This window comes from Psychroserpens citreus, from assembly GCF_055686305.1.
Genome location: NZ_CM145999.1, coordinates 2,513,186 through 2,539,492, shown reverse-complemented (window position 1 = coordinate 2,539,492; position 26,307 = coordinate 2,513,186). Strand labels below are relative to the sequence as shown.

General features: G+C 32.8%; 25 protein-coding genes. 12 read left to right on the top strand and 13 right to left on the bottom strand.

What is annotated here, in order from left to right:
• Window positions 1-23 precede the first annotated feature (23 nt).
• The 10 genes from secDF to asnB form a co-directional block, all read right to left on the bottom strand.
• Window positions 24-3,011, bottom strand: a complete 2,988-nt coding sequence (gene secDF, locus ACTU6T_RS11515) for a protein translocase subunit SecDF (protein WP_460218344.1) — start codon at window positions 3,009-3,011, stop codon at window positions 24-26.
• A 197-nt stretch (window positions 3,012-3,208) separates the two neighbouring features.
• Window positions 3,209-3,823 carry a hypothetical protein gene (locus tag ACTU6T_RS11510; RefSeq protein WP_460218343.1) on the bottom strand — a complete coding sequence of 205 codons (615 nt, stop codon included), beginning with the start codon at window positions 3,821-3,823 and terminating at the stop codon, window positions 3,209-3,211.
• Window positions 3,824-3,862: 39 nt separating this feature from the next.
• Window positions 3,863-4,780, bottom strand: coding sequence for a SecDF P1 head subdomain-containing protein (locus tag ACTU6T_RS11505; RefSeq protein WP_460218342.1), 918 nt, complete (start codon window positions 4,778-4,780; stop codon window positions 3,863-3,865).
• A 67-nt stretch (window positions 4,781-4,847) separates the two neighbouring features.
• Window positions 4,848-5,774: a malate dehydrogenase gene (mdh, locus tag ACTU6T_RS11500; RefSeq protein WP_460218341.1), complete on the bottom strand. Its 927-nt coding sequence runs from the start codon at window positions 5,772-5,774 to the stop codon at window positions 4,848-4,850.
• A 130-nt stretch (window positions 5,775-5,904) separates the two neighbouring features.
• A complete protein-coding gene (locus ACTU6T_RS11495) occupies window positions 5,905-6,879 on the bottom strand; it encodes a hypothetical protein (RefSeq protein ID WP_460218340.1) in 975 nt (324 codons plus the stop codon).
• Window positions 6,880-6,964: 85 nt separating this feature from the next.
• A complete protein-coding gene (locus ACTU6T_RS11490; protein ID WP_460218339.1) occupies window positions 6,965-8,011 on the bottom strand; it encodes a DUF6588 family protein in 1,047 nt (348 codons plus the stop codon).
• Between the two features lie 176 nt (window positions 8,012-8,187).
• Complete coding sequence (gene gyrB / locus ACTU6T_RS11485; RefSeq protein WP_460218338.1) at window positions 8,188-10,125, bottom strand: DNA topoisomerase (ATP-hydrolyzing) subunit B; 1,938 nt, start codon at window positions 10,123-10,125, stop codon at window positions 8,188-8,190.
• A 297-nt stretch (window positions 10,126-10,422) separates the two neighbouring features.
• Complete coding sequence (locus tag ACTU6T_RS11480; RefSeq protein WP_460218337.1) at window positions 10,423-11,244, bottom strand: CPBP family intramembrane glutamic endopeptidase; 822 nt, start codon at window positions 11,242-11,244, stop codon at window positions 10,423-10,425.
• A 70-nt stretch (window positions 11,245-11,314) separates the two neighbouring features.
• A complete protein-coding gene (locus ACTU6T_RS11475) occupies window positions 11,315-11,881 on the bottom strand; it encodes a magnetosome magnetite crystal formation protein family (protein WP_460218336.1) in 567 nt (188 codons plus the stop codon).
• Between the two features lie 192 nt (window positions 11,882-12,073).
• Window positions 12,074-13,744: an asparagine synthase B gene (gene asnB / locus ACTU6T_RS11470; protein ID WP_460218335.1), complete on the bottom strand. Its 1,671-nt coding sequence runs from the start codon at window positions 13,742-13,744 to the stop codon at window positions 12,074-12,076.
• 273 nt (window positions 13,745-14,017) lie between these two features.
• Between asnB and ACTU6T_RS11465 the strand changes: the two genes are divergently transcribed.
• The gene (locus tag ACTU6T_RS11465; protein WP_460218334.1) at window positions 14,018-14,563 is read left to right on the top strand and encodes a DUF2911 domain-containing protein; all 546 of its coding nucleotides are present in this window, start codon (window positions 14,018-14,020) and stop codon (window positions 14,561-14,563) included.
• A 51-nt stretch (window positions 14,564-14,614) separates the two neighbouring features.
• Here ACTU6T_RS11465 and ACTU6T_RS11460 read toward each other — a convergent pair whose 3' ends face one another.
• Together ACTU6T_RS11460 and ACTU6T_RS11455 are read right to left on the bottom strand one after the other, a co-directional pair.
• Window positions 14,615-15,247 (bottom strand): 7-carboxy-7-deazaguanine synthase QueE, encoded by a 633-nt coding sequence (locus ACTU6T_RS11460; RefSeq protein ID WP_460218333.1) that lies wholly within the window; start codon window positions 15,245-15,247, stop codon window positions 14,615-14,617.
• A 37-nt stretch (window positions 15,248-15,284) separates the two neighbouring features.
• Window positions 15,285-15,731 carry a RidA family protein gene (locus ACTU6T_RS11455; protein WP_460218332.1) on the bottom strand — a complete coding sequence of 149 codons (447 nt, stop codon included), beginning with the start codon at window positions 15,729-15,731 and terminating at the stop codon, window positions 15,285-15,287.
• A gap of 56 nt (window positions 15,732-15,787) precedes the next feature.
• Between ACTU6T_RS11455 and ACTU6T_RS11450 the strand changes: the two genes are divergently transcribed.
• The 11 genes from ACTU6T_RS11450 to ACTU6T_RS11400 all read left to right on the top strand — a co-directional run bounded on the left by ACTU6T_RS11450 (window position 15,788) and on the right by ACTU6T_RS11400 (window position 25,576).
• A complete protein-coding gene (locus ACTU6T_RS11450) occupies window positions 15,788-17,326 on the top strand; it encodes a helicase HerA-like domain-containing protein (RefSeq protein ID WP_460218331.1) in 1,539 nt (512 codons plus the stop codon).
• 29 nt (window positions 17,327-17,355) lie between these two features.
• Window positions 17,356-17,922 carry a hypothetical protein gene (locus tag ACTU6T_RS11445; RefSeq protein ID WP_460218330.1) on the top strand — a complete coding sequence of 189 codons (567 nt, stop codon included), beginning with the start codon at window positions 17,356-17,358 and terminating at the stop codon, window positions 17,920-17,922.
• Between the two features lie 87 nt (window positions 17,923-18,009).
• Window positions 18,010-18,372 carry a cupin domain-containing protein gene (locus ACTU6T_RS11440; protein WP_460218329.1) on the top strand — a complete coding sequence of 121 codons (363 nt, stop codon included), beginning with the start codon at window positions 18,010-18,012 and terminating at the stop codon, window positions 18,370-18,372.
• A complete protein-coding gene (locus tag ACTU6T_RS11435; RefSeq protein WP_460218328.1) occupies window positions 18,372-19,199 on the top strand; it encodes an alpha/beta hydrolase in 828 nt (275 codons plus the stop codon). The genes ACTU6T_RS11440 and ACTU6T_RS11435 overlap by 1 nt, the downstream gene beginning before the upstream one ends.
• A 17-nt stretch (window positions 19,200-19,216) precedes the next feature.
• Window positions 19,217-19,978 (top strand): pseudouridine synthase, encoded by a 762-nt coding sequence (locus ACTU6T_RS11430; protein WP_460218327.1) that lies wholly within the window; start codon window positions 19,217-19,219, stop codon window positions 19,976-19,978.
• Between the two features lie 6 nt (window positions 19,979-19,984).
• Entirely contained in the window at window positions 19,985-20,863 is an 879-nt protein-coding gene (locus tag ACTU6T_RS11425; RefSeq protein WP_460218326.1) for a LytR/AlgR family response regulator transcription factor, read from the top strand.
• Between the two features lie 212 nt (window positions 20,864-21,075).
• Window positions 21,076-21,648, top strand: coding sequence for a hypothetical protein (locus tag ACTU6T_RS11420; protein WP_460218325.1), 573 nt, complete (start codon window positions 21,076-21,078; stop codon window positions 21,646-21,648).
• A gap of 172 nt (window positions 21,649-21,820) precedes the next feature.
• Window positions 21,821-22,912 (top strand): AraC family transcriptional regulator, encoded by a 1,092-nt coding sequence (locus ACTU6T_RS11415; RefSeq protein WP_460218324.1) that lies wholly within the window; start codon window positions 21,821-21,823, stop codon window positions 22,910-22,912.
• A 70-nt stretch (window positions 22,913-22,982) separates the two neighbouring features.
• The gene (locus ACTU6T_RS11410) at window positions 22,983-24,149 is read left to right on the top strand and encodes a T9SS type A sorting domain-containing protein (protein WP_460218323.1); all 1,167 of its coding nucleotides are present in this window, start codon (window positions 22,983-22,985) and stop codon (window positions 24,147-24,149) included.
• A gap of 6 nt (window positions 24,150-24,155) precedes the next feature.
• Window positions 24,156-25,028, top strand: coding sequence for a tetratricopeptide repeat protein (locus tag ACTU6T_RS11405; RefSeq protein ID WP_460218322.1), 873 nt, complete (start codon window positions 24,156-24,158; stop codon window positions 25,026-25,028).
• Between the two features lie 122 nt (window positions 25,029-25,150).
• The gene (locus tag ACTU6T_RS11400) at window positions 25,151-25,576 is read left to right on the top strand and encodes a VOC family protein (protein ID WP_460218321.1); all 426 of its coding nucleotides are present in this window, start codon (window positions 25,151-25,153) and stop codon (window positions 25,574-25,576) included.
• Here ACTU6T_RS11400 and ACTU6T_RS11395 read toward each other — a convergent pair.
• On the bottom strand, window positions 25,566-26,270 hold the full coding sequence (locus ACTU6T_RS11395) for a YwaF family protein (RefSeq protein ID WP_460218320.1): 705 nt from the start codon (window positions 26,268-26,270) through the stop codon (window positions 25,566-25,568). The genes ACTU6T_RS11400 and ACTU6T_RS11395 overlap by 11 nt on opposite strands.
• Window positions 26,271-26,307 lie beyond the last annotated feature (37 nt).

Sequence of the window (26,307 nt, the reverse complement as noted above, 5' to 3'; positions counted from 1 at the left end):
TTTTTATTATCAGTAATAAACAATTATTTCTTGTCCTCATCCTCTTTTGGAGGTGCGATTCCTTTGTTCTTTAATGTATCATACATTAATGGTGTTGCAATAAATACAGAAGAATATGTACCAACAACGACACCAACAATTAAGGCAAATAATAAGCCTCTTAACGATTCAGCACCAAAAATGAACATTGCTAATAACACCACTAAGGTTGTTAACGAGGTATTTAATGTTCTACTTAAAGTACTGTTAATCGCAGAGTTAATATTAACACCACCTTTAAATCCTGCACGTTCTGCAAGAACTTCTCTAATTCTATCAAATACAACAACCGTATCATTCAGTGAGTAACCAATTACGGTTAAGATAGCTGCGATAAAGGCTTGATCAATTTCCATGCTAAACGGCATGAATTTGTATAATAATGAGAAGATACCCAATACAATAATCACATCATGGAATACTGCAGCTACAGCACCTAATGAGAACTGCCATCTTTTAAAACGGAATAAGATATATAAGAATACCACAATTAAAGATCCTAATACTGCTAATAATGATTCTCTTTTAATATCATCAGCAATTGTTGGACTTACTTTACTTGATAATACAATTCCAATATCGTCTTTGCCTTCAGAAAAATCTTTGAATGATTGTCCGTTAGGCAAGTATGATTTTAAGCCATTGAAAAGCATTGTTTTTACTTCCTCATCAACTTCAACCGAATTTTCATCAACCTTGTACTTTGTAGAAATCTTTAACTGATTTGCACTACCAATAGTTTTTACCTCAACACTGTTGAATACATCTGTTAAATCTGAAGCTATTTGTTCTGAACTTACAGCATCATCAAAACGCACTTGATATGTTCTACCTCCTACGAAGTCAATACCTTGATCTAATTTATTAGTAAATAAAGAACCTAAACATACTGCAATTAAAATTCCAGAAATCACATAAGCAACTTTACGTTTACCAATGAAATTGATATTATTATTCTTAAATAAATTTTTAGTAATTGATGTAGAGAAATCTAATGATTTACCACTGTTCACATACCAATCAACTAATAAACGTGTAATAAATATTGCAGTAAATAAAGACGTTACAATACCAATTAATAAAGTAGTTGCGAAACCTTTAATTGGGCCTGTACCAAATACGAATAAGATTAAGGCCGTTAAACCAGTCGTAATATTCGCATCCAAAATAGAAGATAAGGCATTTGCAAACCCGTCCTTAACAGCATCTTTTTGAGATTTACCTTTACCTAGCTCTTCACGTATACGTTCAAAAATAAGCACGTTAGCATCTACCGACATACCAATCGTTAATACGATACCAGCTAAACCAGGCAAAGTTAATACAGCACCTAATCCTGATAATACACCAAAGATTAATAAGATGTTTAACAATAAAGCGATATCAGCAAAAATACCCGCTTTTCCGTAGTAGAGAATCATCCAGATTAATACTAAAGATAAAGCTATTAAAAATGATTTTGTACCACTCTCAATTGCTTCTTTTCCTAAAGAAGGTCCAACTTGATCCGCTTGAATAATTTCAGCTCTTGCAGGTAACTTACCAGCTCTTAATACGTTTGCTAAATCTTCAGCTTCTTTTACTGTAAAGTCACCAGAAATCTCAGTATTACCACCAGAAATAGCACCATTAGAAGCCGTTGGCGCAGAGTAAACGATATCATCTAATACAATGGCAATCTGACTTTGGTTTTGATTTGCTCTACCAGTCATTTCTTCCCAAATCTTTGCACCTTTAGCATTCATCTGCATCGATACTGTAGGCTTATTGGTTTGACTATAAGCTTGCCTTGCATCTGTAACCACACCACCACTTAACTCAGGTTCATCTTCTCTGTTTCCTTTAAGTGCGTAGACATCTACAGTTTCTAATCCTGTGTCTTCATCTAAAGATGGTAATCCAAAAGCAAACTTTGTATTTCGTAAATCAGCAGGAAGTTGCTGAAGTACTTCTGGCATTTCTAAATAAGACTTCAGTTTTTCTTTATCTTCTAATTTAATTGCAAACAATCCGAAACTACGAACAGGAGCAACCAAATCAAAAATTGGATTAACAATTGTAGTTGCTGTAGAATCAGTAGTTGTTTCACCTAATAAATCATCAACTAAGCTATCTGTATCGGTAGAATCTTGAGTAACCTCAGCTTCTGCTACTTCTGTTTCTTCAACATCTAATTTGTTTTTAAGGACAGTATTAGCTGCAGTTAAAAAACCAGCCATTGTTTGTGGCTTTTCTACATCCCAAAATTGTAATTGTGCTGTTGTAGTAATTAATTCGGTAGCACGTTTTACATCTTTAACGCCTGGCAACTCTACTAATACACGTCCAGAGTTTCCTAAACGCTGAATATTAGGAGAGGTTACACCAAACTGGTCAATACGTTTACGTAATACCTCAAAAGCCGAAACAATAGATTCATCTACTTTTTCTTCTAATTTCTTTCTTACGTCAGCATCTGTCATTGTAATATCAATAACATCATCTAAATCTCTATTTGCAAAAATATCTGGAGATGCTAATTTTTGATCACCTTTTAATTCATCCCAAGCCGTGAAGAATGACTCAAGATAGGACTCTTGTGCATCTTTTTGAATCTCTTCTGCTTTAACTAAAGCTGCATTAAATGCTGGGTCTTTACTTTTGTTTGACAATCCTTCGAGGATATCTTTTACTGAAATTTGAAGAATCACATTTAATCCTCCTTTAAGATCAAGACCAAGGTTCATGGCCTTTTCTTTTACTTCTTTACCAGTGAAACTGGCAATACCCATATTATAGGCTTCGACATTTGATAACGAATCTAAATACTTGATTTCGGCATCATTAATTTCATCAGGTGTTTGGAATTTGCTTTCTGCAAATGTTTTTGCGTCAGCATCGATTTGGTTGTTTTTGAATGTAAATGATAATTGGTAAATACTTACCAAACCAAATAACAGAGCAAAAAGCTTTACTAATCCTTTGTTTTGCATTATTCTATTGTTTAGGTCAATTTTTCAACGGGCAAATATAGAATTTACCATTGATTTGACAATTCATTTTTATAATTATATATGTGTTTGTTGAACTTTTAGACGAGGTAATAAAAGTTACTTTTTAAATAATGAGCATAAGAGTAGCTCAATATCAAACGGAAGTGAAAGAGAATTTTATAGTATTCGCCAACTCTCTATATACAAGGTCCAGCTCTTACTTCTGGAATTTTGTACGAATTATTATCTATTGCAATAGCAACAGTTCTTTGAAATTTATAAGCAACCTTTTCGATACCAGTTTTGACATTAATACCTGTAATTTCAGCAGATATTGGTATGCTAGGGTTAAAAAATCGGTCGTACTCAGTTTTAGTTTCTAAAGCTAATTTTCCATCTAAATTGGAAAGATCTTCACTTTGTTGTATTTCATAGACATCAAGGTTATAATCGATGCTTTGATCTTCGAATGGTGAATCATTTTGACTTTTCTCAAAAGACACATAACCCAAATCCAAGTTTTTTTCTGTAGAAAACAAAGCTTTGATACTAGCAACATCCGAAGTGCTGTAGTAACTAATTTTCAACTGACCTTCTTGAAGTTTTTGAACCTTAACATCTGCTACACCAGCAGTTTCTAATTGCCTTTTAATAATGGTAATCGCGTTTTGCGCATCATGTGGTGATACGTCTTCTGAAGAAAATTGAAGTACAATTTCTTGATTAGGTACATGCGCATGTTCTTTACTAGCAAAACTGCCTAGTAAGGCTAACGCAATAATAAGAATCCCTAAATACCATTTTGGCTTCATGCGCCAAATATATAAAAAATAACGAATTAAAGCTTACTGTTAATCGGTTATAGCTGAAGCATTGACGAACTTTAGCTTAGGAATACGTTGATGAGTACTCAATATCAGAGCTAAATCCTTAGCCTCCCTCAAAGTGAAATTACCAGAAATTTCAGTATTACCACCTTTTATAGCACCTTGAGATGCTGTAGGCGCAGTATACACAAGGTCATTTAAAGTAATCGCAATTTGAGATTGATTCTGATAAGCCATTCCTGTCATTCGTTCCCATCTATTCGAACCAATTTGATTCATTTTAACACTTACGCATGGTTTGCCAATATAATTTTCGATTTGACTCGCATCAATAATGTGAGTCTCATTTACCAATGCTTGTCCGTTAGGTGGTGTCTTAACCAAATATAATGGAACATGATCCTCTAAATTTGGAATCCCAAAAAGAAATTTAGAATGCCGAAACTTAGAAGGCGTTAATAATCTCACTTCTTTTGAATTTAAGTATTGGCGCATAAGCGATGTGTCTTTAACAGCAACAGAAAATAAGCCTTGCCCATAAGCTAGACTATGAGATTGTATCAAATCATATAATGGATTTATCGAATCATTTTCTTTTTTTAACGCTTCATTAGCTTCCATTATAAATGTTGACAGTTCGCTTGCTTTTATAACTTCCCAAAACTCTAGCTTGCCTTGATTTGTTAACATAGAATTTAAATAATCTTGGTTATCCTCTGAATTTAAGCGGACTTCAATTTGTTGCTTATTATTGAGTTTAACTTCATAATTTGAAGATAAAACACCTAGACGCATGTTTAAAGTTTCTATGGTACCTTGCATAGCGTTTGTAGAAACACTTTCAGGGTTTTCAAATTCGTAAATAAGAAGACGATTGGGTTTTGAAGTTCCATTTCCGCAGGATAAAAACAATAAAGCACTAATAAAAAAGATATATTTCATAAATTATTAAATTAAAAAAGGCTACCATATAAATGACAGCCTTAAATATATTTAAAAAGCATTAGAATTATAATTCTAATAAGCCGTTAGTTTTTTGTACACCAGCAGCACTTTCTTTTAAATGTGCTTCTTCTGCATCACTTAAATCAATCTTTACAATCTCTTCAATACCGTTACGACCTAAAATAACGGGAACTCCAATACAAAGATCGTTTAATCCATACTCACCTTCTAACAATGTAGAACAAGGGAACATTTTCTTTTGGTCACAAGCTATAGCTTGAACTAATCCGCTTACTGCAGCACCAGGAGCGTACCAAGCAGAAGTTCCTAGTAATTTAGTCAATGTTGCACCGCCAACTTTAGTATCTTCTTTAACTTGATTTAAGCGCTCATCTGATAGAAACTCAGACACTTTTATACTATTTCTTGTAGCATGAGCTGTTAATGGCACCATTCCTTTATCACTATGACCACCTATAACCATTCCATCTACATCGCTAATTGGAGCGCCTAATGCTTCCGCTAATCGGTACTTAAAACGTGCAGAATCTAAAGCGCCTCCCATTCCGATGATACGATTTTTAGGCAAATCTGTAGTTTTATGCACTAAATAAGTCATGGTATCCATTGGATTACTCACAACAATAATGATTGTATTAGGAGAATGTTCGATTAAGCTTGACGATACAGATTTAACAATTCCTGCATTGATACCTATAAGTTCTTCACGAGTCATTCCAGGTTTTCTAGGAATTCCTGATGTAATGACACAAATATCACTATTTGCTGTTTTAGAGTAATCGTTAGTGACACCTGTTAATGTTGTATCAAAACCATTTAATGAAGCTGTTTGCATTAAATCCATCGCTTTACCTTCGGCAAAACCTTCTTTAATATCTAATAATACGACTTCACTTGCAAAATCTTTAATTGCGATATATTCGGCACAACTTGCACCTACTGCTCCTGCTCCAACTACTGTTACTTTCATTTGAATACTTTTATTATAAATTAAAATTGTGTTGTTAATTGAGAGTGCAAAATTACGAATTTTTAAGAGGCTAACGAAAAAAGCGCAAGATAAAATCTCACGCTTTCTAATTCATCCAATATGATTTATATTAACCACTTATATATACATTTTTTGGACCAACCCATTCGGTTCTTGATCCATCGATACATACAGCTCTAATATAAAAATCGTAGGGTGTATTTAGAAAAATTCCTTGATTATAAAGTGGCCAACCACTACCATCAGAAGTGTTAATTGATCCTGTATCTGGATTTGCTCCATCAGGAACAAGAACATGTTCAAAAGAAGTCTCTCCATTTAAGTCCCATTGAAACAATACACCAACTGGGTCTCCAAAAAAGTTATATTCAATTTGAGAAAGTACATTTGAAGGAGGTGAACATAAATTATAATCTTCTTCTGCATAAGCGCTAACAGGACCTGCCCATCCACTAAATCCCAAATTGTTTTCACATAATGCTCTTACATAAAAATCATATGTATTTCCTTGTGCCATCATAGCATCGAAAGTATATTCGTCATTGGTCGTGATTTGGGTTCCAGTTCCTAAAGTAAACCCTTGCAACCCATACTCTACCTGAAAATAGGATGCATCACCATTATTGTAATAATAATCCCAATAAAACCCAGGACCTGATCCCGAAGCATTCAAATCATAAGGTTTTTCACAATATTCTTGAACTTGTAAAACAATTGGACCTTGCCATGATGTTAAATCACCATTTTCACATTGTGCTCTAATATAAAAACTAAGAGTTTGGTTATTTTCTGCATAAAAATTTAAATCATCGTCATCAATGCTAGTTGTAGACATATCTGTTGTTGTAAACCTATCATTAAAAAAAAGCTCTCCCTGACCTCCATTATTAATGCTAGCTGTCTGGTCGTATCCAATTTCATAATAGTTAAAAGTAGTCTGCGCTTGATATGTAAAAATTAGCGTACTGCCATCTTGGGTAACACCTGTCAAAGTTACAACGCCACATTCACCACTTTCATCTGAATCGCTAGAACAACCAAATAAAAGCATAAGTATACCAATAAATAATAGGTTTTTTTTCATTTTGTAGATATAGTATTAAGTTTATAAAGGGGGCAATATAAGAATTTTCTGAATACTTGACTTCTTCTTTATTTATTCTGAAATCTCATCTAAAACTGAAAGCTATTCCAGCAGAAGCCGTATTATATTCTTGAAAAGTATAGTCGGCAAAAATTTTAAAAAACCCAATATTTAAACGTGTGCCTAAAGTTGCTCTCATTCCATTGGCTTCAAAATCCAAATTTATAGGGTTACTAATGGATTCATCTATTGTTCCGATCACATTACCATTAGTATCTTCAACATCATAAGTTAAGATATAATCTCCTTTCATTTTAGCAGTAGTTTTACCACTATTATACCCTAAACTTCCATAGAGCGTGATGATTTTAAAATCTAGAGAAGCAAGTGCTTGTAATGTCCATGTATTCATTTTAAATTCAGCTTCTCCATTATTTACTGAGACTTCATCATCAGGGTTTTCATCATTAATTTCATAAGCAACTGTCATGTTTGTAAAAGCAGCTAATACAGAAACGTGCAAAGGCAATTTTTCTAAAGGACCAAAATATTGCATTAAATCGTGTTGCAATCCAACACCAATAAGATTAGCCTCAACACTATCATCAAAATTCAATTTCGGAACCAGTCTAAGTTTAATATCAGTTTTATAAGGTAATCCAAACCCTAGTTGCACCATTGGAGTTGGAACAGCATTAATTGGTAAATCTTCTGTAATACCGCCAGGCATATCAAAGCTAGCCACTTTAAAATTACCATTATCTGTTGGTATACTTATGTCAATCTCTGTTTCTGAATCATTCTCACTCATTACCGTGTTTAATGATGTTTCTCCATTGGGTAATGATAAAAATGAATAATCATTTGGCAAAAACGCAAACATTTGTTCTGCTGTTGGTACAAAAGAAGCATTTGCATTTATTATAATATCAAATCCAAATTTTTTATGAGTTTTCGCAGTGGTATACCAACCACCATTCATACTATACATCAGGCCTTTCATTCCTGGATTTAAATAGTTTTCTGTGAGCAAACTAGCATCATCTGCGGCCAAAAGAATCGTTTCTAATTCTTGCGACTTAGAATTGTAAAAAGATAACAACACAAGGCATAAGACTATAAGCTTTTTCATAATATGCAAGGGTTTTAGTTTATGATAAATGTAACGAAAAAATCAAAACAAACGCATTTAATCGTTAAAACATGTACTTAATCGGTATTTTATAGAAATAAAAAAGCAACCACGTTTAATTACGTAATTGCTTTAGTATTAAGGGTTATTACTTAGTTAAAAACTAAGTTGCATGATTATGCATCAATATTTGCATAAATGGCATTCTTTTCAATAAATTCACGACGTGGTGGCACTTCATCTCCCATTAACATTGAGAAGATACGATCGGCCTCACCTCCATTATCGATCTGTACCAAACGCATAGTTCTATATTCAGGATTCATAGTTGTATCCCATAATTGCTCTGCATTCATCTCACCAAGACCTTTATAACGTTGAATTTTGGAACCATCTCCAAAAGTTTCAACAATCTCATCACGTTCTTTATCGCTCCATGCATATTGCTTTTTAGCACCTTTCTTTACTAAATAAAGTGGAGGTGTTGCAATATAAATATGACCATTTTCAATCAATTCTTTCATGTATCTGAAAAAGAAGGTTAATATCAATGTTGCAATATGACTACCATCAATATCAGCATCACACATTATAACAACTTTATGATATCTTAATTTAGATAAGTTAAGAGCCTTACTATCTTCTTCTGTACCGATGGTAACTCCAAGTGCTGTAAAGATGTTCTTGATTTCTTCATTCTCAAACACTTTATGAGTCATGGCTTTTTCAACATTCAAAATTTTACCACGTAGTGGCAGAATGGCTTGAAATTTACGATCACGTCCTTGTTTGGCCGTACCACCTGCCGAATCTCCCTCGACAAGAAAAACTTCGCATTTTGCAGGATCTTGCTCTGAGCAGTCACTTAATTTACCTGGCAAACCTCCAATACTCATTACAGTTTTACGCTGCACCATATCACGTGCTTTCTGAGCTGCATGACGAGCTTGAGCTGCAAGAATTACCTTTTGAACTATGGTTTTAGCATCATCAGGATGTTCTTCAAGATAATCTGTTAACATTTCAGAAACTGCCTGACTTACAGATGCAGATACTTCTCTGTTTCCTAATTTAGTTTTAGTTTGTCCTTCAAATTGAGGTTCTGCAACCTTGACCGAGATAATAGCTGTTAAACCTTCACGGAAGTCATCACCTTGAATATCGAACTTTAATTTATCTAACATTCCAGATGCATCAGCATACTTCTTTAATGTATGTGTCAAACCTCTTCTAAAACCTGATAAATGAGTACCACCTTCATGAGTATTAATATTATTTACGTAGGAGTGTAAATTTTCAGCATACGATGTATTATAAATCATAGCGACTTCTACTGGAACACCATTCTTTTCTCCTTCGAAAGCAATGACCTCTCTCATTAATGGCTCACGATTTCCATCAAGGAACTTAATAAACTCTTTGAGACCTTCTTGAGAGTGAAAGGTTTCCCCTTCAAACTCACCTTCTTCATTTTTATGTCTTCTATCCACTAAATGAATAGTAATTCCTTTGTTAAGGTAAGCTAGTTCGCGTAGTCTACTTGCTAACGTATCGTAGCTGTATTCTAAAGTTTGTGTAAAAATTGTTGGGTCTGGCTTAAATGTTACTGTAGTACCATTTTTATCAGAATCACCAACTGTTTTAACAGGATATAGTGCTTTACCTCGTTCATATTCTTGTTCCCAAATTTTTCCTTCTCGGTGAACTGTAGCTTTTAAATGTTCTGAAAGTGCGTTAACACAACTTACACCAACACCATGTAATCCACCAGATACTTTATAAGAATCTTTATCAAATTTACCACCAGCACCGATTTTAGTCATTACAACTTCTAAAGCTGAAACCCCTTCTTTTTTGTGTAATCCAACAGGGATACCACGACCATCATCTTCAGTTGTTATCGAGTTATCTTCATTTATTGTAACTGTTATATTATCGCAGTGTCCAGCTAAAGCTTCATCGATTGAATTATCAACAACTTCGTATACTAAATGGTGTAATCCTCTTACTCCAACATCTCCAATATACATCGAAGGACGCATACGCACATGCTCCATTCCTTCTAAAGCCTGAATACTATCGGCTGAATACTGATTTTTATTTTCTTCGCTCATTATTTTTGAATAAAATTAAGTTCATTTTAATGCATAAAAAAATGACACTTTATGCATCATTTTCGAACACTAACAAAGATACAAAATAACAGGGCTTTTTAAAAGCTTTTTAAAGAATGAATACAATAATTATCAACATTTGTTAATTACTCAAAAAGCCATTAAATCGCCTAAAAAACATCTTAAAATCGATTTCACTGAATTTTATCATCACCTCAAAAACTAAAAAACACAAAAGTGGTTTATATAGCATATTTTGAGTTTAATCTTCAAAATTTAAATCTAAAAAAAAGCTAATTATTTCTTTTTTTTGAAGGATGGAAAATCATTCCATTTCCAAATTAAATACGTCACAAATAGAAAGACCCCATTGAAAATTATAATTACCATAATAAATGGCGTCCAGGTCTCAAAAGATACAGTGTCGGGAATAAACAAAATACTGTCTCCATTATTGTTTTTAGTTAACAGATGCCTTGTTGCCCAATTGTTTCCTAGATGAATACCTATTGGAAAAAATAAGGTTTTAGATTTCACCAAAGCAGTAGCAAACAATAAATGACCAACAGGTATGCAAATAGCTAAAAAAATCACCATCCCCATATTTTGCATGATATTCCTATCCAAAATATGTACAAGCATAAACAAAACTCCGAAGATAATGTTTGCTATAACTATGTTAGTAGTCTCTATAGTTTTTTTAAAAGCATAGCCTCTAAATAATAGCTCTTCTATAACGACGGCAGGTAAAATCGTATAAAAACCATACAAAATAGTATTATAATTAATCTCAGAAGTGGTTAATTCAATACTTTCGCCAGTATATAATCCTCTACAAAATTTGGCTAAAACAAATGCTGCTGCTCCAATTAGGACTCCTAAAGGCAAAAACGAAATAGTCCTTAAAGAGAGATTTAAACCTAAGTCCTTAAGCGATTTATTATCTGTCTTAAAGAGAATCCAAGTAGCAATTAATAATAATAGAACTGATGTAAATGGAAAATAGCGTTTAAAAAATGGGGTGTCAATAATTCCGCTAAGAAAAAGGGCAGATCCATATAACAGTATTGCTAATAAAAATCTAGAAATTGTTGGGTATTTTGACACTAATGTTTTCATAATATGAAGATATAAGGTGATGTAACTAATGTGATATTAGTTATGAAATTGAATTAAATTAATGTTGAGATTATCCTTTAATCTTTAAAAAAGGTATGGATAATGGGTAGTAAAATGTATGATTATTCATCGCAGACATCATATTTTTAATACTGAAAAAAACACCGAAGAGAAAGACAGCTCCAGTACCAAAAAAGTTAAATCCAGGGAAGACAAAAAACAACAGCAAAGAGACAATTAATAATAGGTTAATTGTACAATGAAAGTTTATCACGGCACGACCATGTTTGTCATAAACTTTATTATCATCTGCTTTACTTATCCAAATAAATAATGGAATAAGCACATTACCAAAAGGAATAATGAGTCCAAAAAAGGGAGATCCATGAAGCAACAACATCCATTGTCTTTTTATAACTTCTTCATTAGGGTTATCAAGTACCAATAATTTATCAACTTCTATATCTAAGCCCACAGCTAATAATTTTATGGTTTGTAGATGAGGCTTCACTTCTCCTTTTTCGATGCGTTGAATGGTACGAACAGCAACAGTTGTTAAATCTGAAAGTTCTTCTTGAGTATAGCCTTTTAACTTTCTTTGGTATACTAAATTGTCTTTAAGCATTTGTTGTTTCATTGTGTTCATTTTTACTGACACAAATCTATATGATATTCTTGGTTTTTCTCACGTCATTTAAGTGTCACCTATCTGTCGCTTTCACTATTTATAGGGGTTTAGCAAATATATTGCTTTCATTTTTAAACTTTCAATAAAAAAAGACCAATCAATGATTAGTCTTTTTTTTAATGTTCGATAAACGCGTCTTTCTTAAATTTTAACATAAGCTTCATCATGAACATTTGCAATAGCTCTACCAGAAGGATCATTCATATTTTTAAATGCTTCATCCCATTCTAAAGCAATTTTCGTACTACAAGCAACACTAGGTTCTTGTGGTACACTTAAGGCTGCTGCATCACTTGGAAAATGTTCTTCAAAAATAGATCTATAATAGTATTCTTCTTTGTTAATTGGAGTTTGAATTGGGTAACGAAATTTAGCGTTAGTCATTTGTTCATCGGTGACCTCTTTTTCCACAAGATCTTTCAAGGTATCAATCCAACTGTAACCAACACCATCACTAAATTGCTCCTTTTGTCTCCATGCTACACTTTCTGGAATCATATCTTCAAACGCTTTACGAACTACCCATTTTTCCATTCGCTCTCCGTTAATCATTTTATCTTTTGGGTTGATACGCATTGCAACATCCATAAATTCTTTATCTAAAAATGGAACTCTGCCTTCAATTCCCCAAGCAGCTAAACTTTTATTAGCTCTCAAACAATCATACATATGTAACTTGTCTAATTTACGAACTGTTTCGTCATGGAACTCTTTAGCATTTGGCGCTTTATGAAAATATAAATACCCTCCAAAGATCTCATCGGCACCTTCACCTGATAACACCATTTTAATTCCCATAGACTTAATTACTCTAGCCATTAAATACATTGGTGTAGATGAGCGAATTGTCGTAATATCGTACGTTTCAATATTATAAATCACATCTTTTATGGCATCTAATCCTTCCTGAATGGTAAACTTAATTTCATGATGAATTGTACCAATATGATCTGCTACTTTTTTTGCAGCAGCTAAATCTGGTGATCCTTCTAAACCTACTGAAAATGAGTGCAGCTGTGGCCACCAAGCATCCTTCGTATCATCAGACTCTATACGTTTCTGCGCATATTTTTTAGCTATAGCAGATGTAATTGAAGAATCTAAACCTCCAGACAATAATACACCATAAGGTACATCACTCATTAGCTGTCTATGCACTGCATCTTCTAATGCTTGCTTTACCTCCGCAATACTAGTCTCATTCTCTTTTACAGCATCATATTCTGTCCAATCACGCTTGTACCATTTTACAAACTCTCCGTCTTTACTTGACATATAATGTCCTGGAGGAAATAATTCAATTTTAGTACAAATTCCTTCTAAAGCTTTTAATTCTGAGGCAACGAAAAACGTTCCATATTTATCCCAACCAATATATAGAGGAATAATTCCCATATGATCACGAGCAATAAAATATTCATCCTTTTCAGTATCATAAATTGCGAAACCAAAAATACCATTCATATCATCAACAAAATCGACACCTTTTTCTTGGTATAATGCCAAAATCACTTCGCAATCACTTTCAGTTTGAAAATCGTAATCTGGAAATTGAGAACGCAGTTCTCTATGGTTATAGATTTCACCATTAGCCGCTAAGATTAGTTTTTTATCTGGGCTTAGCAAGGGTTGTTTGCCCGAAGCTGGGTCAACAATAGCCAAGCGCTCATGTGCCATAATCGCTTTATCATCACTATAAATCCCACTCCAATCTGGTCCTCGATGACGAATTGTTTTAGCCATTTCTAATACTTGAGGTCTTAAATCATCTGTTTTTTGTTTTATATCAAACGCACATACTATTCCGCACATAATTATAATCTTTAATTTATATTCCTTATTTGTTATTCGTAATTGATAAGGCAAATATGAAATTATAGTTATAAATATAAAACATAAAATTGTATTTTAATTACATTTTAAAACTAAAAATCATATCTTCAAATAAAAATGAAATAAAAAAGTATTGATTTATTCTTTTTTTCACTCTAATTGTAAACTTTAACATCCGATTTCGACATTTAGTAAAATATTAAGACCATCGGGTTTTATCTTTATATCATTCTAAAAACATAAAAACACATTATGAAAACAAAATCGATTATTTCTGCTATCGCTATGGCATTTATTATGCTCATTTCAGTAAACGTGAATGCACAAAAATTTAGTGGCTTAGATAAAAGTCCGATGGATGCAGCATCCTATCCTTCGAGTTATAAAGACTCTAATAAACTCATAAAAATTATCTACAGTAGACCACAACTTAAAGGACGCTCTTTAGAGAAGTTAGCACCTAATGGAGAGGTTTGGAGAACTGGGGCTAATGAAGCTGCAGAACTTACCCTATACAAAACTATGGCGTTGGGTGATACTAAAATTGCACCAGGAACTTATACATTTTATGTGATTCCTGGTGACAAAGAATGGACAGCCATTATTAGTAAAGACTTGAACATTTGGGGAAGCTACTTTTACAAACAAGACAATGATGTTGCAAGATTAGCTATACCTGTAACAAGTGCTAATGAATCTTTAGAAGCATTTTCAATAGCATTTGAAGAATCTAAAAATGGAGTTCTCATGCATCTAGGTTGGGGAAATGCAAGAACTGCAGTACCTTTCACTAAGTAGTTTGAATCTTGAAGATCAATAAAAAAGCGCTGAAATTCAGCGCTTTTTTATTTATGGTATATTCAAATATTTATGGGTTTGCAACGACACTTTCCACTTAGGGTTATCCATCACATAGTCTACAATTTGTGGTACAACTTTATCTCGTTTACTCCATTCAGGTTGTAAATATAAAATACAATCCTTATTAACCTTGGCTGCTTGTGCTTCAGCAAAACGAAAATCGTCTTTATTATAAATAATACATTTGAGTTCATCAGCTTCGGCATACACCTCATCTGTAGGTAATTTCATTTTTTTAGGAGAGAGACAAATCCAATCCCAAGTTCCCGATAAGGGATAAGCTCCAGAGGTTTCAATATGAGTTTGAACTCCTTTAGCCTTAAGTTGATCTGTGAGCGGCCCCATATCCCAAGTTAAAGGCTCACCACCAGTAACCACAATAGTGTTGCTATACTTCACTGCATTATTAACAATTGCTGAAGTTTCAGTTGGCGGATGCAATTCGGCTAGCCAACTTTCTTTAACATCGCACCAATGGCACCCCACATCACAACCACCTATTCTAACAAAATAAGCAGCTGTCCCTTTATGATATCCCTCACCTTGAATAGTATAAAACTCTTCCATTAAAGGCAAAAGCAACCCTTTATCTATTAATTCTTGTCGTTCTCTTCTAGTCATAGCCTGCAAATATACTCTAAAATTAAATGCATTGATTTTATTTTACAGCAATAACGTCAATTTCAATATTAGCACCAACGGCCAAACCAGACGCCGCAAAAGTTGTTCTTGCTGGTTTATTAGGAAAGTAGGTCACATAAACTTCATTAAAAGCTCTAAAATCATTAATATCTTTTAAAATAACGGTGCACTTCACCACACGATCTAAAGAGGAATCGTGTTGTGCTAGAACAGCCTTTATATTTTCGAGACATTGTCTGGTTTCATTTTCTATTCCTCCATTTACTAGTGTTCGTGTAGAATGATCCATACCAACTTGTCCAGCTAAAAACAAAAACCCATTTGCTTCTACCACATCACTAAAAGGTGCATTGGCTTTTTTTACTTCATGAGATTTATGGAAAATAATAGCATTATTATTCTGTTGACACGAAGACATTATAAAAAGAAATAATAAAAATATGAATGTTAAGAAATTTTTCATTTTAGTTGATTTTAAACTTGACTAAAATTACACTATTTTTATGCAAATTTTGAACTATGAGTAGAACGGACGATTTTTTAAAAGAAATCACTGAAGGAAACACTAATAAAGGCGACTACATTACACTAGGATCTGCAATGTTAGATGGTGAAACCTTATCAAATGCTTTTATAAATGTACCTCTAAAAACCATGAATAGACATGGATTAATTGCAGGTGCTACTGGGACAGGAAAAACAAAAACACTGCAAGTTTTAGCTGAAAATCTTAGTGAGAAAGGTGTTCCTGTACTATTGATGGACATAAAAGGAGATTTAAGTGGATTAGCACAACCCAGCCCTGGCCATCCAAAAATAGACGAGCGTCATGAAAAAATAGGATTACCATTTGAATCTAAATCATTTCCTGTAGAAATAATGACATTGTCAGAACAAGATGGTGTACGTCTTCGCGCAACAGTAAGCGAGTTTGGCCCTGTACTCTTGTCTCGTATATTAGATTTAACTGAAGCGCAGTCTGGTGTTGTAGCTGTTATCTTTAAATATTGTGACGACAATAAATTACCTTTGCTCGATTTAAAAGATTTTAAAAAGATATTACAATACGCTACTCAAGAAGGCAAAAAAGAATTCACAGAAGCCTATGGAAGGATTTCTACAGCTTCTACAGGAGCAATTCTTAGAAAAGTAGTTGAAATAGAACAACAAGGCGGTGAGCTATTTTTTGGAGAAACCTCATTTGAAGTTGATGATTTATTACGTGTTGATGATGATGGAAGAGGTTATATCAATATTATAAGATTAACAGATATTCAAGATAGGCCCAAATTATTCTCAACCTTCATGCTGAGTCTTTTAGCTGAAATTTATTCTACATTTCCTGAACAAGGCGATAGTGGCCGACCAGAATTAATCATGTTTATTGATGAAGCGCATTTAATATTTAATGAAGCTTCAAAGGCTTTGTTAAACCAAATTGAAAGCATTGTTAAGCTCATTCGTAGTAAGGGTGTTGGGTTATATTTCGTTACGCAAAATCCAACCGATGTTCCTGAAGCCGTATTAGGTCAACTTGGATTAAAAGTTCAGCATGCACTTAGAGCTTTTACTGCTAAAGATAGAAAAGCTATAAAGCTTACTGCTCAAAACTATCCAGACACAGCCTACTACGATACTGCAGATGTATTAACATCGTTGGGAATAGGAGAAGCTTTAGTATCTGCATTAAATGAAAAAGGAAAGCCAACACCATTAGCAGCAACTATGATGCGCGCTCCAATGAGTCGTATGGATGTACTTACCGAAACTGAACTTGGAAATTTACTTGGAAAGTCTAAACTTGCCAAAAAGTACAATGAAGAGGTTGATAGAGAAAGTGCCTATGAAATGCTGAACAAAAAAATCGAAGCTGCTGAAGCTGAAGAAGCCAAAGAAAAAGCTCGCAAAGAGAAAGAAGCTCTAAAAAAAGCGGAAAGTAAACAACGAGCGTCTCGATCTAGAAGTCGAAGTTCAAGACAAAACCCAATAGTTAAAGTATTGACAAGTCCAACTGTTATACGCAGTGTTCTTGGTATCTTGACAAAAATGCTTAAATAACAATTAACTCAATTTTTAATATCTAATTTGTGAATACAACTTTTAAACAAATATCAGCTTTAGTAATTATAGCACTTTTAGTCGTTAGCTGTAAATCTGAAAAAAAACAAGATCCTTTTCAAATAAGCAAGCATCATGTTGGTCTTTTAACTGATTCGACACAAGTTAAAGATTTGGAATTTGCTTTCCCTAATGATTCTATTGTAACATCAATTAAAGGAGATGAATTTATTGAGGACAACAATGATATTTATATCTATGCGAGTAATGGCAACAAGTTATTGAGCTTAACTCCTAGTCAGGCCTTAGATTCGACATCTACGATAAAGAGTGTTCATATTCTAAGTGACACCTTCAAAACAGATAAAAACATATCAACACTTAGCACCTTTAAAGACATCAACGATAATTATAAAATTTCGAGTATTAATAATCTAATTAGGTCGATTGTAATATCTGTTAACGAGATAAATGCGTCTTTTACGATTGATAAAAAGGAACTACCAGCAAACTTAAGATTTGATATGAATTTGAATATTGAAGCTATTCAAATTCCAGACAATGCAAAAATCAAATACTTTATGATTCATTGGTAATGTAAGTGCATTACATTTCTCATTAGAGATCATAAAAAATTAGTCTAGCGCCACACAATATTAATTAGGGAGAATAAATAATTAAGAATGAAACATTACAAGATTCAAAACTCCCCTTTTATTGTACCTACAACAGACGGAAAACTTATAGAAGAACATTTTGGCAATGCTACAGATGGAAACTCTCAAATAAGTATTGCGCACATGGTTGCTCCTCCTGGTTGGTCGGAACCTTTTCAAACGCCAGAATTTGACGAATACACGTATATCATCAAAGGCAAAAAACAATTTATTATAGATAATGATACCATTATTTTAGAAGCTGGTCAATCAATTAAAATCAATAAAAATGTACGAGTTCAATACTCCAATCCATTTACCATTCCTTGCGAGTATATAGCGATTTGTACTCCTGCATTTTCTATGGACTTAGTAAACAGAGAAGATTGATGAAAAAGATCGTTCTAAAATTAGTAGGTGGATTTATAAACTTAATGAGCCTATTATCTCCAAAATTAGCGGGCAATATTGCTATTCGTCTTTTTTCTAGTCCGCGAAAGATAAGATTCAAAGAAATAGAGAAAGACTATTTGATGACTGCATTTATTGAAGATGTTACTTATAAACATATCAATATAATGACCTATCGTTGGTTAGGAAAAAAAGATACCGTTTTACTTGCTCATGGTTGGGAAAGCAATTCTTACCGTTGGCGTTCTTTGATTGAGAAATTAAATAAGCTAGATTATAATGTTATTGCTATGGATGCTCCTGCTCATGGTAAATCGACTGGAAAAAGATTTAATGCTATTTTGTATTCTGAATGCATCCACATCGTAGCAAAAAAATTTAATGCAAATATTATTATTGGGCATTCGGTTGGAGGAATGGCGACAGCATTTTTTCAGCATAAATATCAGTTAGCATCAGTAAATAAATTAATCTTACTCGGAGCTCCATCCAATTTTATTGGTGTATTCAAAAGATATAAAGCTATGATGGGTTATAATAATAGAATTGCTAAAGCCATGGACGATATTATTGTAGAACGATTTAATAAAACACCCGATTATTTTAATTCAGCACGATTATTAGAACATATTAATGATAAGGGCTTAATTATTCATGATGAATTGGATAAAATTATTCCTTATAGTGATGCTAAAGACTACGAAACATTCTATAAAAATGCAACCCTCATTACGACTAAAGGATTAGGACATGGACTAAAGTCTGAAGACGTTCATAATCATATTCTCAATTTTATTAATGCATAGTTTCGTACTTTTGAAATATGTCTGACAACCTAAAACGAATTAATAAATATCTCAGTGAAGCGGGTTTCTGCTCTCGTAGAGAAGCCGACAAACTTATCGATGCTGGACGAGTAACCATTAATGGAGTTATTCCAGAAATGGGAACTAAAGTAGCTCCTGATGATGAGATTCACGTTGATGGCGAACTCGTAAAAAATACGAAAGCATCTTTTGTATACTTGGCCTTCAATAAACCCGTTGGTATTGTTTGCACAACAGATACACGTGTTGAAAAGGACAACATTATTGATTTTATTAATTATCCAAAACGTATTTTTCCTATTGGAAGATTAGATAAGCCAAGTGAAGGTTTAATTCTTTTAACTGATGATGGAGATATCGTGAATAAAATTCTTAGAGCAAGTAATAATCATGAGAAAGAATATATTGTCACTGTAGACAAACCAATTTCACAAACGTTTATTAAACGCATGTCTGGAGGTATTTATCTGAAAGATTTAGAAAAAACCACAAAAAAATGTGAAGTCAAAAAATTAGATTCACATACCTTTAGTATCATATTAACTCAGGGCTTAAATCGACAAATTCGTCGAATGTGTGAGTATTTAACCTATGAGGTACAAACCTTGAAGCGTGTAAGAATCATGAATATTCCACTTGATGTACCTGTTGGAGTGTATCGTGAATTAACTTCTGAAGAATTCAAAACATTAGGTAAACTTTTAGAAGATTCTAACAAGCACTATACATCTAAGACATCAAAACGTATAAAAAAATAACCCATCATGTTTAAGTTGTTTAAAAAAGCATCAAACACCAAGCGCAGTCTTTTAGTCATCGCTTTTGTGGTTATACTTGCTATTGCATTTGAGACGTTTCAACAACTTTATTATATACGACGTTATGACCTAGGTGAAGGAGTTACCTTTTTTGAAATTTTAAAAAATCAATCTTATAGATGGATTATTTGGCTTCTATTTTCTTTTATCCTCATCTACTATATCAAAACAAATACTTTTAAAACTAAAACCGCTATAGATGTTTTTAAACTTGTAGGTGTTATTATTGGTCTGGTGTTCTTAAATATTGTTATTATATCATTAAGTAGCGCTTACTTTTCAGCCGATTCGTTTTCGATAAGCTATTTCTTTTCTGAATTCCTTCCTTTTTTTACCTATCAAAAGGCTCCTATTTATACGCTTGGATACATTGCTATAAGTATGATTTTGTATTTATATTTTGAAAATGAAAAGTTACAAATTGAAGTACAGGAACTTTCTGAATTGAAAGCTACCAACACAAAACTGTACAACCAACTAAGATCTCAGGTTGACGAAAAGTCGACAGTCTTAAACATAAAAATTGGAAACAAACGCAAAATTATTCCTGTAAATCATATTTGCTGGATTGAAGCTGATGATTATTGTGTAAAAGTACATACTGTAGACAATAAAACTTATACCATGCGAAGCTCTCTTAAAGCTTTAGAAGAAAAACTCAACACTAATTTCTTACGTGTACATAGAAAAGCAATTGTCAATATGGATTTAGCAAAAGAGTTAAACTTAGCCAATTCACCTAATGTTATTCTTCAAAATGAAACAAAAGTCCCGGTTTCTAAAAGCAACCTTAAAACTGTAAGAGATTTTCTAAATCAATATTAGGTTTTTCTTAACTCAGTTTACTGCAAATAAAATACGACTCTCTGCAATTGACTAACAAGATATGTTCTTTTTTCATTGCTTTGAGTAAGTTAATTTGAATTAGCAATAAATCTCACATCATGTCATTTCTGGACCTTCATCTTTGGCTAACAATCAACTGATAAAGGATAATAAATGGGTTCAGAAAGACATGACAAACAAAACATACGATTATGAAATTTACAATGCATTTGGTTTTACTTTTTTTATGTACACTTACTGTAACACATGCCCAATATGAATATGATGCCAATGACAAACATCCCTTTGGCAAAGCTAACCCTGAAGCTTCAGAAAACATTAAAGATTTTGAAAGTATGATTGGATCTTGTCATTGTAAATCTACAACTCGAAAACAAGATGGTACATGGAATGATTCAGAAGACATGACATGGACATGGCGTTATATTATGAACGGTACTGCTGTACAAGATGAAACTTTAAAAGCCGATGGGTCACATTCAGGAAGTATTAGACAATTTATTAAAGACAGTAGCCGATGGTATGTCCATTGGTACTCATCAAAAACGCCTTCTACAATTCTCCCTGTTTGGGAAGGCGGCAAAAAAGAAGATAAAATTGTACTCTATAGAGATCAAACTGCACCAAATGGCACTGAGGGATATTTCCGCTTAACGTTTTATGACATGAGTAAAACTGGGTATAAATGGATTGGTGAATGGGTTGACAAAACTGAAACCGTTATTTATCCTACTTGGAAAATTGATTGCGTAAGAAAAAAATAAAACCACAAATACTCTCTCTAATATTTAGTGAATTTTCTTAATATTTGAGTTATACAAACACTTAATAAATTAAAGCCATTTAGGCTCCTAATCATAAAAGACTTATTTAAAGAGGTAAATATTTATAATTCTAAACTTTAACGGTTCTTATTTTTATGTACCTTAGTTTTAAATGCAACAAACGCCTTCTTTTGATACTTGGACCTCAGGATTTTTATGTGCTGTAGCAATGGGCGTGTTTCTATTTATTATCTTAATAAGCAATAGAAATAAAAGAAATCGTCCTATTGCTTTTTTGGTATTGGCATTTTCAGCAATTTTATTTGCATATGTAATGTTTTGGACTAAATACGCATTTAAACATCCGTATTTTAATTCCTTTCAATTTGTGGGACTTTTTTCTATTGGCCCTTTATTCTATACCTATATTTCAAACAGTTATATGATAAAGAAGAAACTCAATGTTTTACATTTTATACCTTGCTTTTTTTGGATTGGCCTTACTCTATTACTTTGGTATCAATTTATTTTTAGTCATAGACTTAATCTTAAAATCAATATACCTTTATTGTCTCACTACAAATTGATAATTGCTCATCTAATTATCTACCTATTAGCAATCCTATGGCTAGTAAAAAAACATAACGTATTAACTACTGAAGTACAAAAAATACGATACAAATGGATAAAAGTACTCATTGCATTATATATACTTTTTATTTTATCATATGTCTCATACTATATTTTGGTAAATTTTTCTTTTTTCAATAACCAATGGGATTATATGATTTCATTTTCAATGGCAATTAGTATTTATACTATTGGATATTTCGTTTATAAAGAACCTCAAATATTTGATGGTGAGTTTTTCTCAAATCTATTTTTACCTATTCAAAATAAAAAAGAGAATTTTGAAGACAGTCTAATTAATGAGTTTTATAATAATCTTGTTCACTATATTGAACGTGAAAAACCTTTTACAGATAATGAACTTAGGCTAGCAAACTTAGCCGATCAAGTTGGATATTCTACTCACCTACTTTCAAAGGTAATCAATAAGAAATCTGGAAAAAACTTTAATCATTTTATAAATGATTATCGTCTGTTGGAAGCCGAAAAACTATTAATTTCATCAAATAATTATAGTATAAAATCCATTTACTTTGATGTTGGTTTTAATAATAAAGTGACTTTCTATAAAGCTTTTAAAGACAAACATAATTGCACACCTACAGAGTATAAAAAAAGACATACTAATAAGTAAAATTTTATAAAAGCAAACCCATAACTCGTTGTTTTCATATTGTTTTGAATAAAATCAAAAACAAAATATTATGAAAAGAATTACTAACTACATTGTATACTTGCTATTTACCGCTGTATGCTCCATCAATATCATATTTGCTCAGTTACCAGAAGGTTCACATCTTTTGGTAAGCGACATAACTGCTCAGGTAACTCCAACTTCAGATTATAAAATTTTAAAATTTGATCATAACGGTGAAAATGGAGTGCTATTTACAGATGAAGAATTATCTTGGCCTCAAGATATTCTCATTGCCAACTTACCCAACGAAGGCTATCGCGTTTTAATTTCTAATTTTTTTAGTGGAAAAATCACCAAGTATGATCTTGACGGAAATTACATTGATGATTTTGCTACTGGTATTGGTGCTCCAACAAGAATGCGTATTCTAGATAACATATTATATGTACTTCAATGGAATAACCAAAATGGTCCGGAATTCGTATTACAGTATAACCTTGATGGTTCATTATTAGGTAACTATACAAGTGCAGGAATCTTCCTAAGCATTGGTATGGATTGGGATAGTGACGGTGACTTTTATATTAGTGCTTTTGGATCTGGACGAGTATATAAATTTAATAGTTCTGGACAATACGATAGTATTTTTATTAATGAATCTAACCTATCGGGTCCAACAAATATTTGGTTTGATAAAACCGAAAATGGGAACATGTGGGTAATCGATTATGGGGACTCTTCGCTAAAACTTTTTAATAGCTTAGGTGAGCCTTTAGGAACCATCGTTTCTGGATTAAGCACACCAGAAGGTGTTGCATTTTTGGATAATGGTAATTTTCTTATAGGTAATGGTCCTACTGGACTTATAAAAATGTATGATAGTAATGGTACATTTATAGAGGATTTTATTGATAGTGATGCCTCAATGGCTGCTAATCTCATCAATACTAATGCATTCTATATCATGCCCTCAACGCTTTCAACAACAGATATAAATCAGCCTGAAACAGCTTTCATATCTCCTTCTCTTGGTCGTGAATTCAAATTTGATTCCAAACTTGTTAAGCCTTCAGATGATATACATGTCTACTCTATCTTAGGCAAACATATCGAAACACTTACGCTTAAAGACAACTTATCATGGACTCCAAAAAACTATAGCGATGGTGTCTATATTGTTCATATTAGTTCCTACGGAAAAGAACGTTCACAAAAAATTATAATTAAAAATTAAATCACCATGAGAAACACCTGTATTACTGCTATAATTATCATATTTTTTCAATTTGGATTCTCACAAACTAATTCGCCTTATCAAGCCTATTACAATAATGAAAATTACGAAGCTGTCATTAAAATTGCTCAAGAACAATTAAAGAGTAATCCAAAAGACTCAATGGCCAACTATTTCTTGGGGTTTAGCTATGCCAACTTAAAAGAGTACAAAAAAGCAATTAAAAATTTAGAGATTGCCAAAAAAAGTGGTCTTAAAGGTCCTGCTGTATTATTAAGGCTCGCAGAAGGTTACACTGCCCAAAATCTAAAAGAAAAAGCGATTGCAGAATTAACAGCTTTAGACGAACAACAATTTGGATTTTACAATCGGTTAGACCAACCCATTTTTGATGCTATTCGCTCAGATGAGCGGTTTAAAACCATAAGAGAAAATATGTACAAAAGAGCCAATCCATGCAAGTTTGATGATAACTATAGAGCCTTTGATTTTTGGGTTGGTGAATGGGATGTATATTCACAAAATCAGAAAATAGCTGAAAGCAGTATCACTAATTCTAATGGCCTTTGTGGTATTATCGAAAACTGGAAACCTATCGGTAGTAATGGAGGACACTCTATAAGCTATTACGATCCTCTAGATAAAAAGTGGAAACAAAATTGGGTGGCCGGAGGTAACGTAAGTCATTATGAACAACCAACCATAGAAACCGATGGAGATATGTTACTTATTGCAAAAGCGCCTAAGATTTGGTTTCGCATGACATGGTATTATAATAAAGAGGATGATACCGTTAGACAAGTGCAAGAGTCTAGTTCTGATGAAGGTAAACATTGGACGATTGCATTTGATGGTTTATATAAAAGAAAACAAGAATAGTATTAACACTTAAGTTTGAATTGTTCTCGGGCTTACCTAATAAATATGCGCATCTGCATCCTTTAGGTAAGCCATTTTTATTAATACCTTTATACTCAAAACAATTCTTAATATCACAAAAAATGAGTAATCTATCTCCTTTCCATATTGCTATTCCTGTACATAATTTAGACATGTGTCGAAAGTTTTATCGTGACATCCTCCAATGCGAAGAAGGACGCAGTAGTGATCACTGGGTTGACTTTAACTTATTTGGTCATCAATTAGTGATTCATTATAAGCCAAAGTCTAATGACACATTACACACAAACGCTGTTGATGGGAAATCGGTTCCTGTTCCACATTATGGTGTTGTATTGCCTTGGGAGGTCTTTCATGATTTTTCAATATCACTTTCAAAAAAAGGAGTAGATTTTATTATAGAGCCTTATATTAGGTTTAAAGGAGAAGTTGGCGAACAAGCCACCATGTTCTTTTTAGATCCAGCGGGAAACGCCTTAGAATTCAAAGCATTTAAAGATATAAATCAGTTATTTGCTAAGTCTTAGTTCTTCGGAAATGGAACGGTAAATAAATGATCAAAAACAAAGGAATTATGAGTAACTGACAAACAATAATATAATACGGCCAATCTCCCAAATAATCTAATACAGAAGCCGATTCTGGTTTCTTATTTAAATAAAAATAATTAGCGTCTAAAAAATAGTTTATTACTATCATTAAAACGACATACACTTGTAATGCAAGAAAGGATTTGAATACACTTTTAAGTTTTGGTTTGAGTTTAAATACAAAAACACTGTAAAAAATCACTAAGAGTAATCCTAAGTGCACAACCCAATATCTAAAATAATCAAAACTCGGAAAGCCTTCAGCAATATCAGGCGTAATAACTCCTTGAAGTGTACCAGCTATAATCCAAAAGACTAAAATCTCAAACATCCAATATTTTCGATAATATGTATAAATGGGAATTAAAATACCAAGAAGACTACACAAATACAATGGTAAATCGGTTCTAAAATTATAATCACCGAAAAGCATGTAATATAAATGAAAGACAACAACAATTAAAGAAATAAAAAGAGCAATATAATGACAAATTCGCTGCTGCTGATTAGGCAATTGACCTTTTGCATAACGAATTAAAACAATTGCAAAAACCGTAGCTAAACCAATAGGTAACAAATGTTCTAAACTTAAAATAAGAACGCGGTCTAATACTACAGAAATTATAATCATGCTGCAATATAGGATTATTTACAACAGTTATTTCTTT

Coding starts and splice junctions, on each gene's coding strand:
- secDF (WP_460218344.1), bottom strand. CDS start 3,011: ATGCAAAACAAAGGATTAGTAAAGCTTTTTGCTCTGTTATTTGGTTTG.
- ACTU6T_RS11510 (WP_460218343.1), bottom strand. CDS start 3,823: ATGAAGCCAAAATGGTATTTAGGGATTCTTATTATTGCGTTAGCCTTA.
- ACTU6T_RS11505 (WP_460218342.1), bottom strand. CDS start 4,780: ATGAAATATATCTTTTTTATTAGTGCTTTATTGTTTTTATCCTGCGGA.
- mdh (WP_460218341.1), bottom strand. CDS start 5,774: ATGAAAGTAACAGTAGTTGGAGCAGGAGCAGTAGGTGCAAGTTGTGCC.
- ACTU6T_RS11495 (WP_460218340.1), bottom strand. CDS start 6,879: ATGAAAAAAAACCTATTATTTATTGGTATACTTATGCTTTTATTTGGT.
- ACTU6T_RS11490 (WP_460218339.1), bottom strand. CDS start 8,011: ATGAAAAAGCTTATAGTCTTATGCCTTGTGTTGTTATCTTTTTACAAT.
- gyrB (WP_460218338.1), bottom strand. CDS start 10,125: ATGAGCGAAGAAAATAAAAATCAGTATTCAGCCGATAGTATTCAGGCT.
- ACTU6T_RS11480 (WP_460218337.1), bottom strand. CDS start 11,244: ATGAAAACATTAGTGTCAAAATACCCAACAATTTCTAGATTTTTATTA.
- ACTU6T_RS11475 (WP_460218336.1), bottom strand. CDS start 11,881: ATGAAACAACAAATGCTTAAAGACAATTTAGTATACCAAAGAAAGTTA.
- asnB (WP_460218335.1), bottom strand. CDS start 13,744: ATGTGCGGAATAGTATGTGCGTTTGATATAAAACAAAAAACAGATGAT.
- ACTU6T_RS11465 (WP_460218334.1), top strand. CDS start 14,018: ATGAAAACAAAATCGATTATTTCTGCTATCGCTATGGCATTTATTATG.
- ACTU6T_RS11460 (WP_460218333.1), bottom strand. CDS start 15,247: ATGACTAGAAGAGAACGACAAGAATTAATAGATAAAGGGTTGCTTTTG.
- ACTU6T_RS11455 (WP_460218332.1), bottom strand. CDS start 15,731: ATGAAAAATTTCTTAACATTCATATTTTTATTATTTCTTTTTATAATG.
- ACTU6T_RS11450 (WP_460218331.1), top strand. CDS start 15,788: ATGAGTAGAACGGACGATTTTTTAAAAGAAATCACTGAAGGAAACACT.
- ACTU6T_RS11440 (WP_460218329.1), top strand. CDS start 18,010: ATGAAACATTACAAGATTCAAAACTCCCCTTTTATTGTACCTACAACA.
- ACTU6T_RS11435 (WP_460218328.1), top strand. CDS start 18,372: ATGAAAAAGATCGTTCTAAAATTAGTAGGTGGATTTATAAACTTAATG.
- ACTU6T_RS11430 (WP_460218327.1), top strand. CDS start 19,217: ATGTCTGACAACCTAAAACGAATTAATAAATATCTCAGTGAAGCGGGT.
- ACTU6T_RS11425 (WP_460218326.1), top strand. CDS start 19,985: ATGTTTAAGTTGTTTAAAAAAGCATCAAACACCAAGCGCAGTCTTTTA.
- ACTU6T_RS11420 (WP_460218325.1), top strand. CDS start 21,076: ATGAAATTTACAATGCATTTGGTTTTACTTTTTTTATGTACACTTACT.
- ACTU6T_RS11415 (WP_460218324.1), top strand. CDS start 21,821: ATGCAACAAACGCCTTCTTTTGATACTTGGACCTCAGGATTTTTATGT.
- ACTU6T_RS11410 (WP_460218323.1), top strand. CDS start 22,983: ATGAAAAGAATTACTAACTACATTGTATACTTGCTATTTACCGCTGTA.
- ACTU6T_RS11405 (WP_460218322.1), top strand. CDS start 24,156: ATGAGAAACACCTGTATTACTGCTATAATTATCATATTTTTTCAATTT.
- ACTU6T_RS11400 (WP_460218321.1), top strand. CDS start 25,151: ATGAGTAATCTATCTCCTTTCCATATTGCTATTCCTGTACATAATTTA.
- ACTU6T_RS11395 (WP_460218320.1), bottom strand. CDS start 26,270: ATGATTATAATTTCTGTAGTATTAGACCGCGTTCTTATTTTAAGTTTA.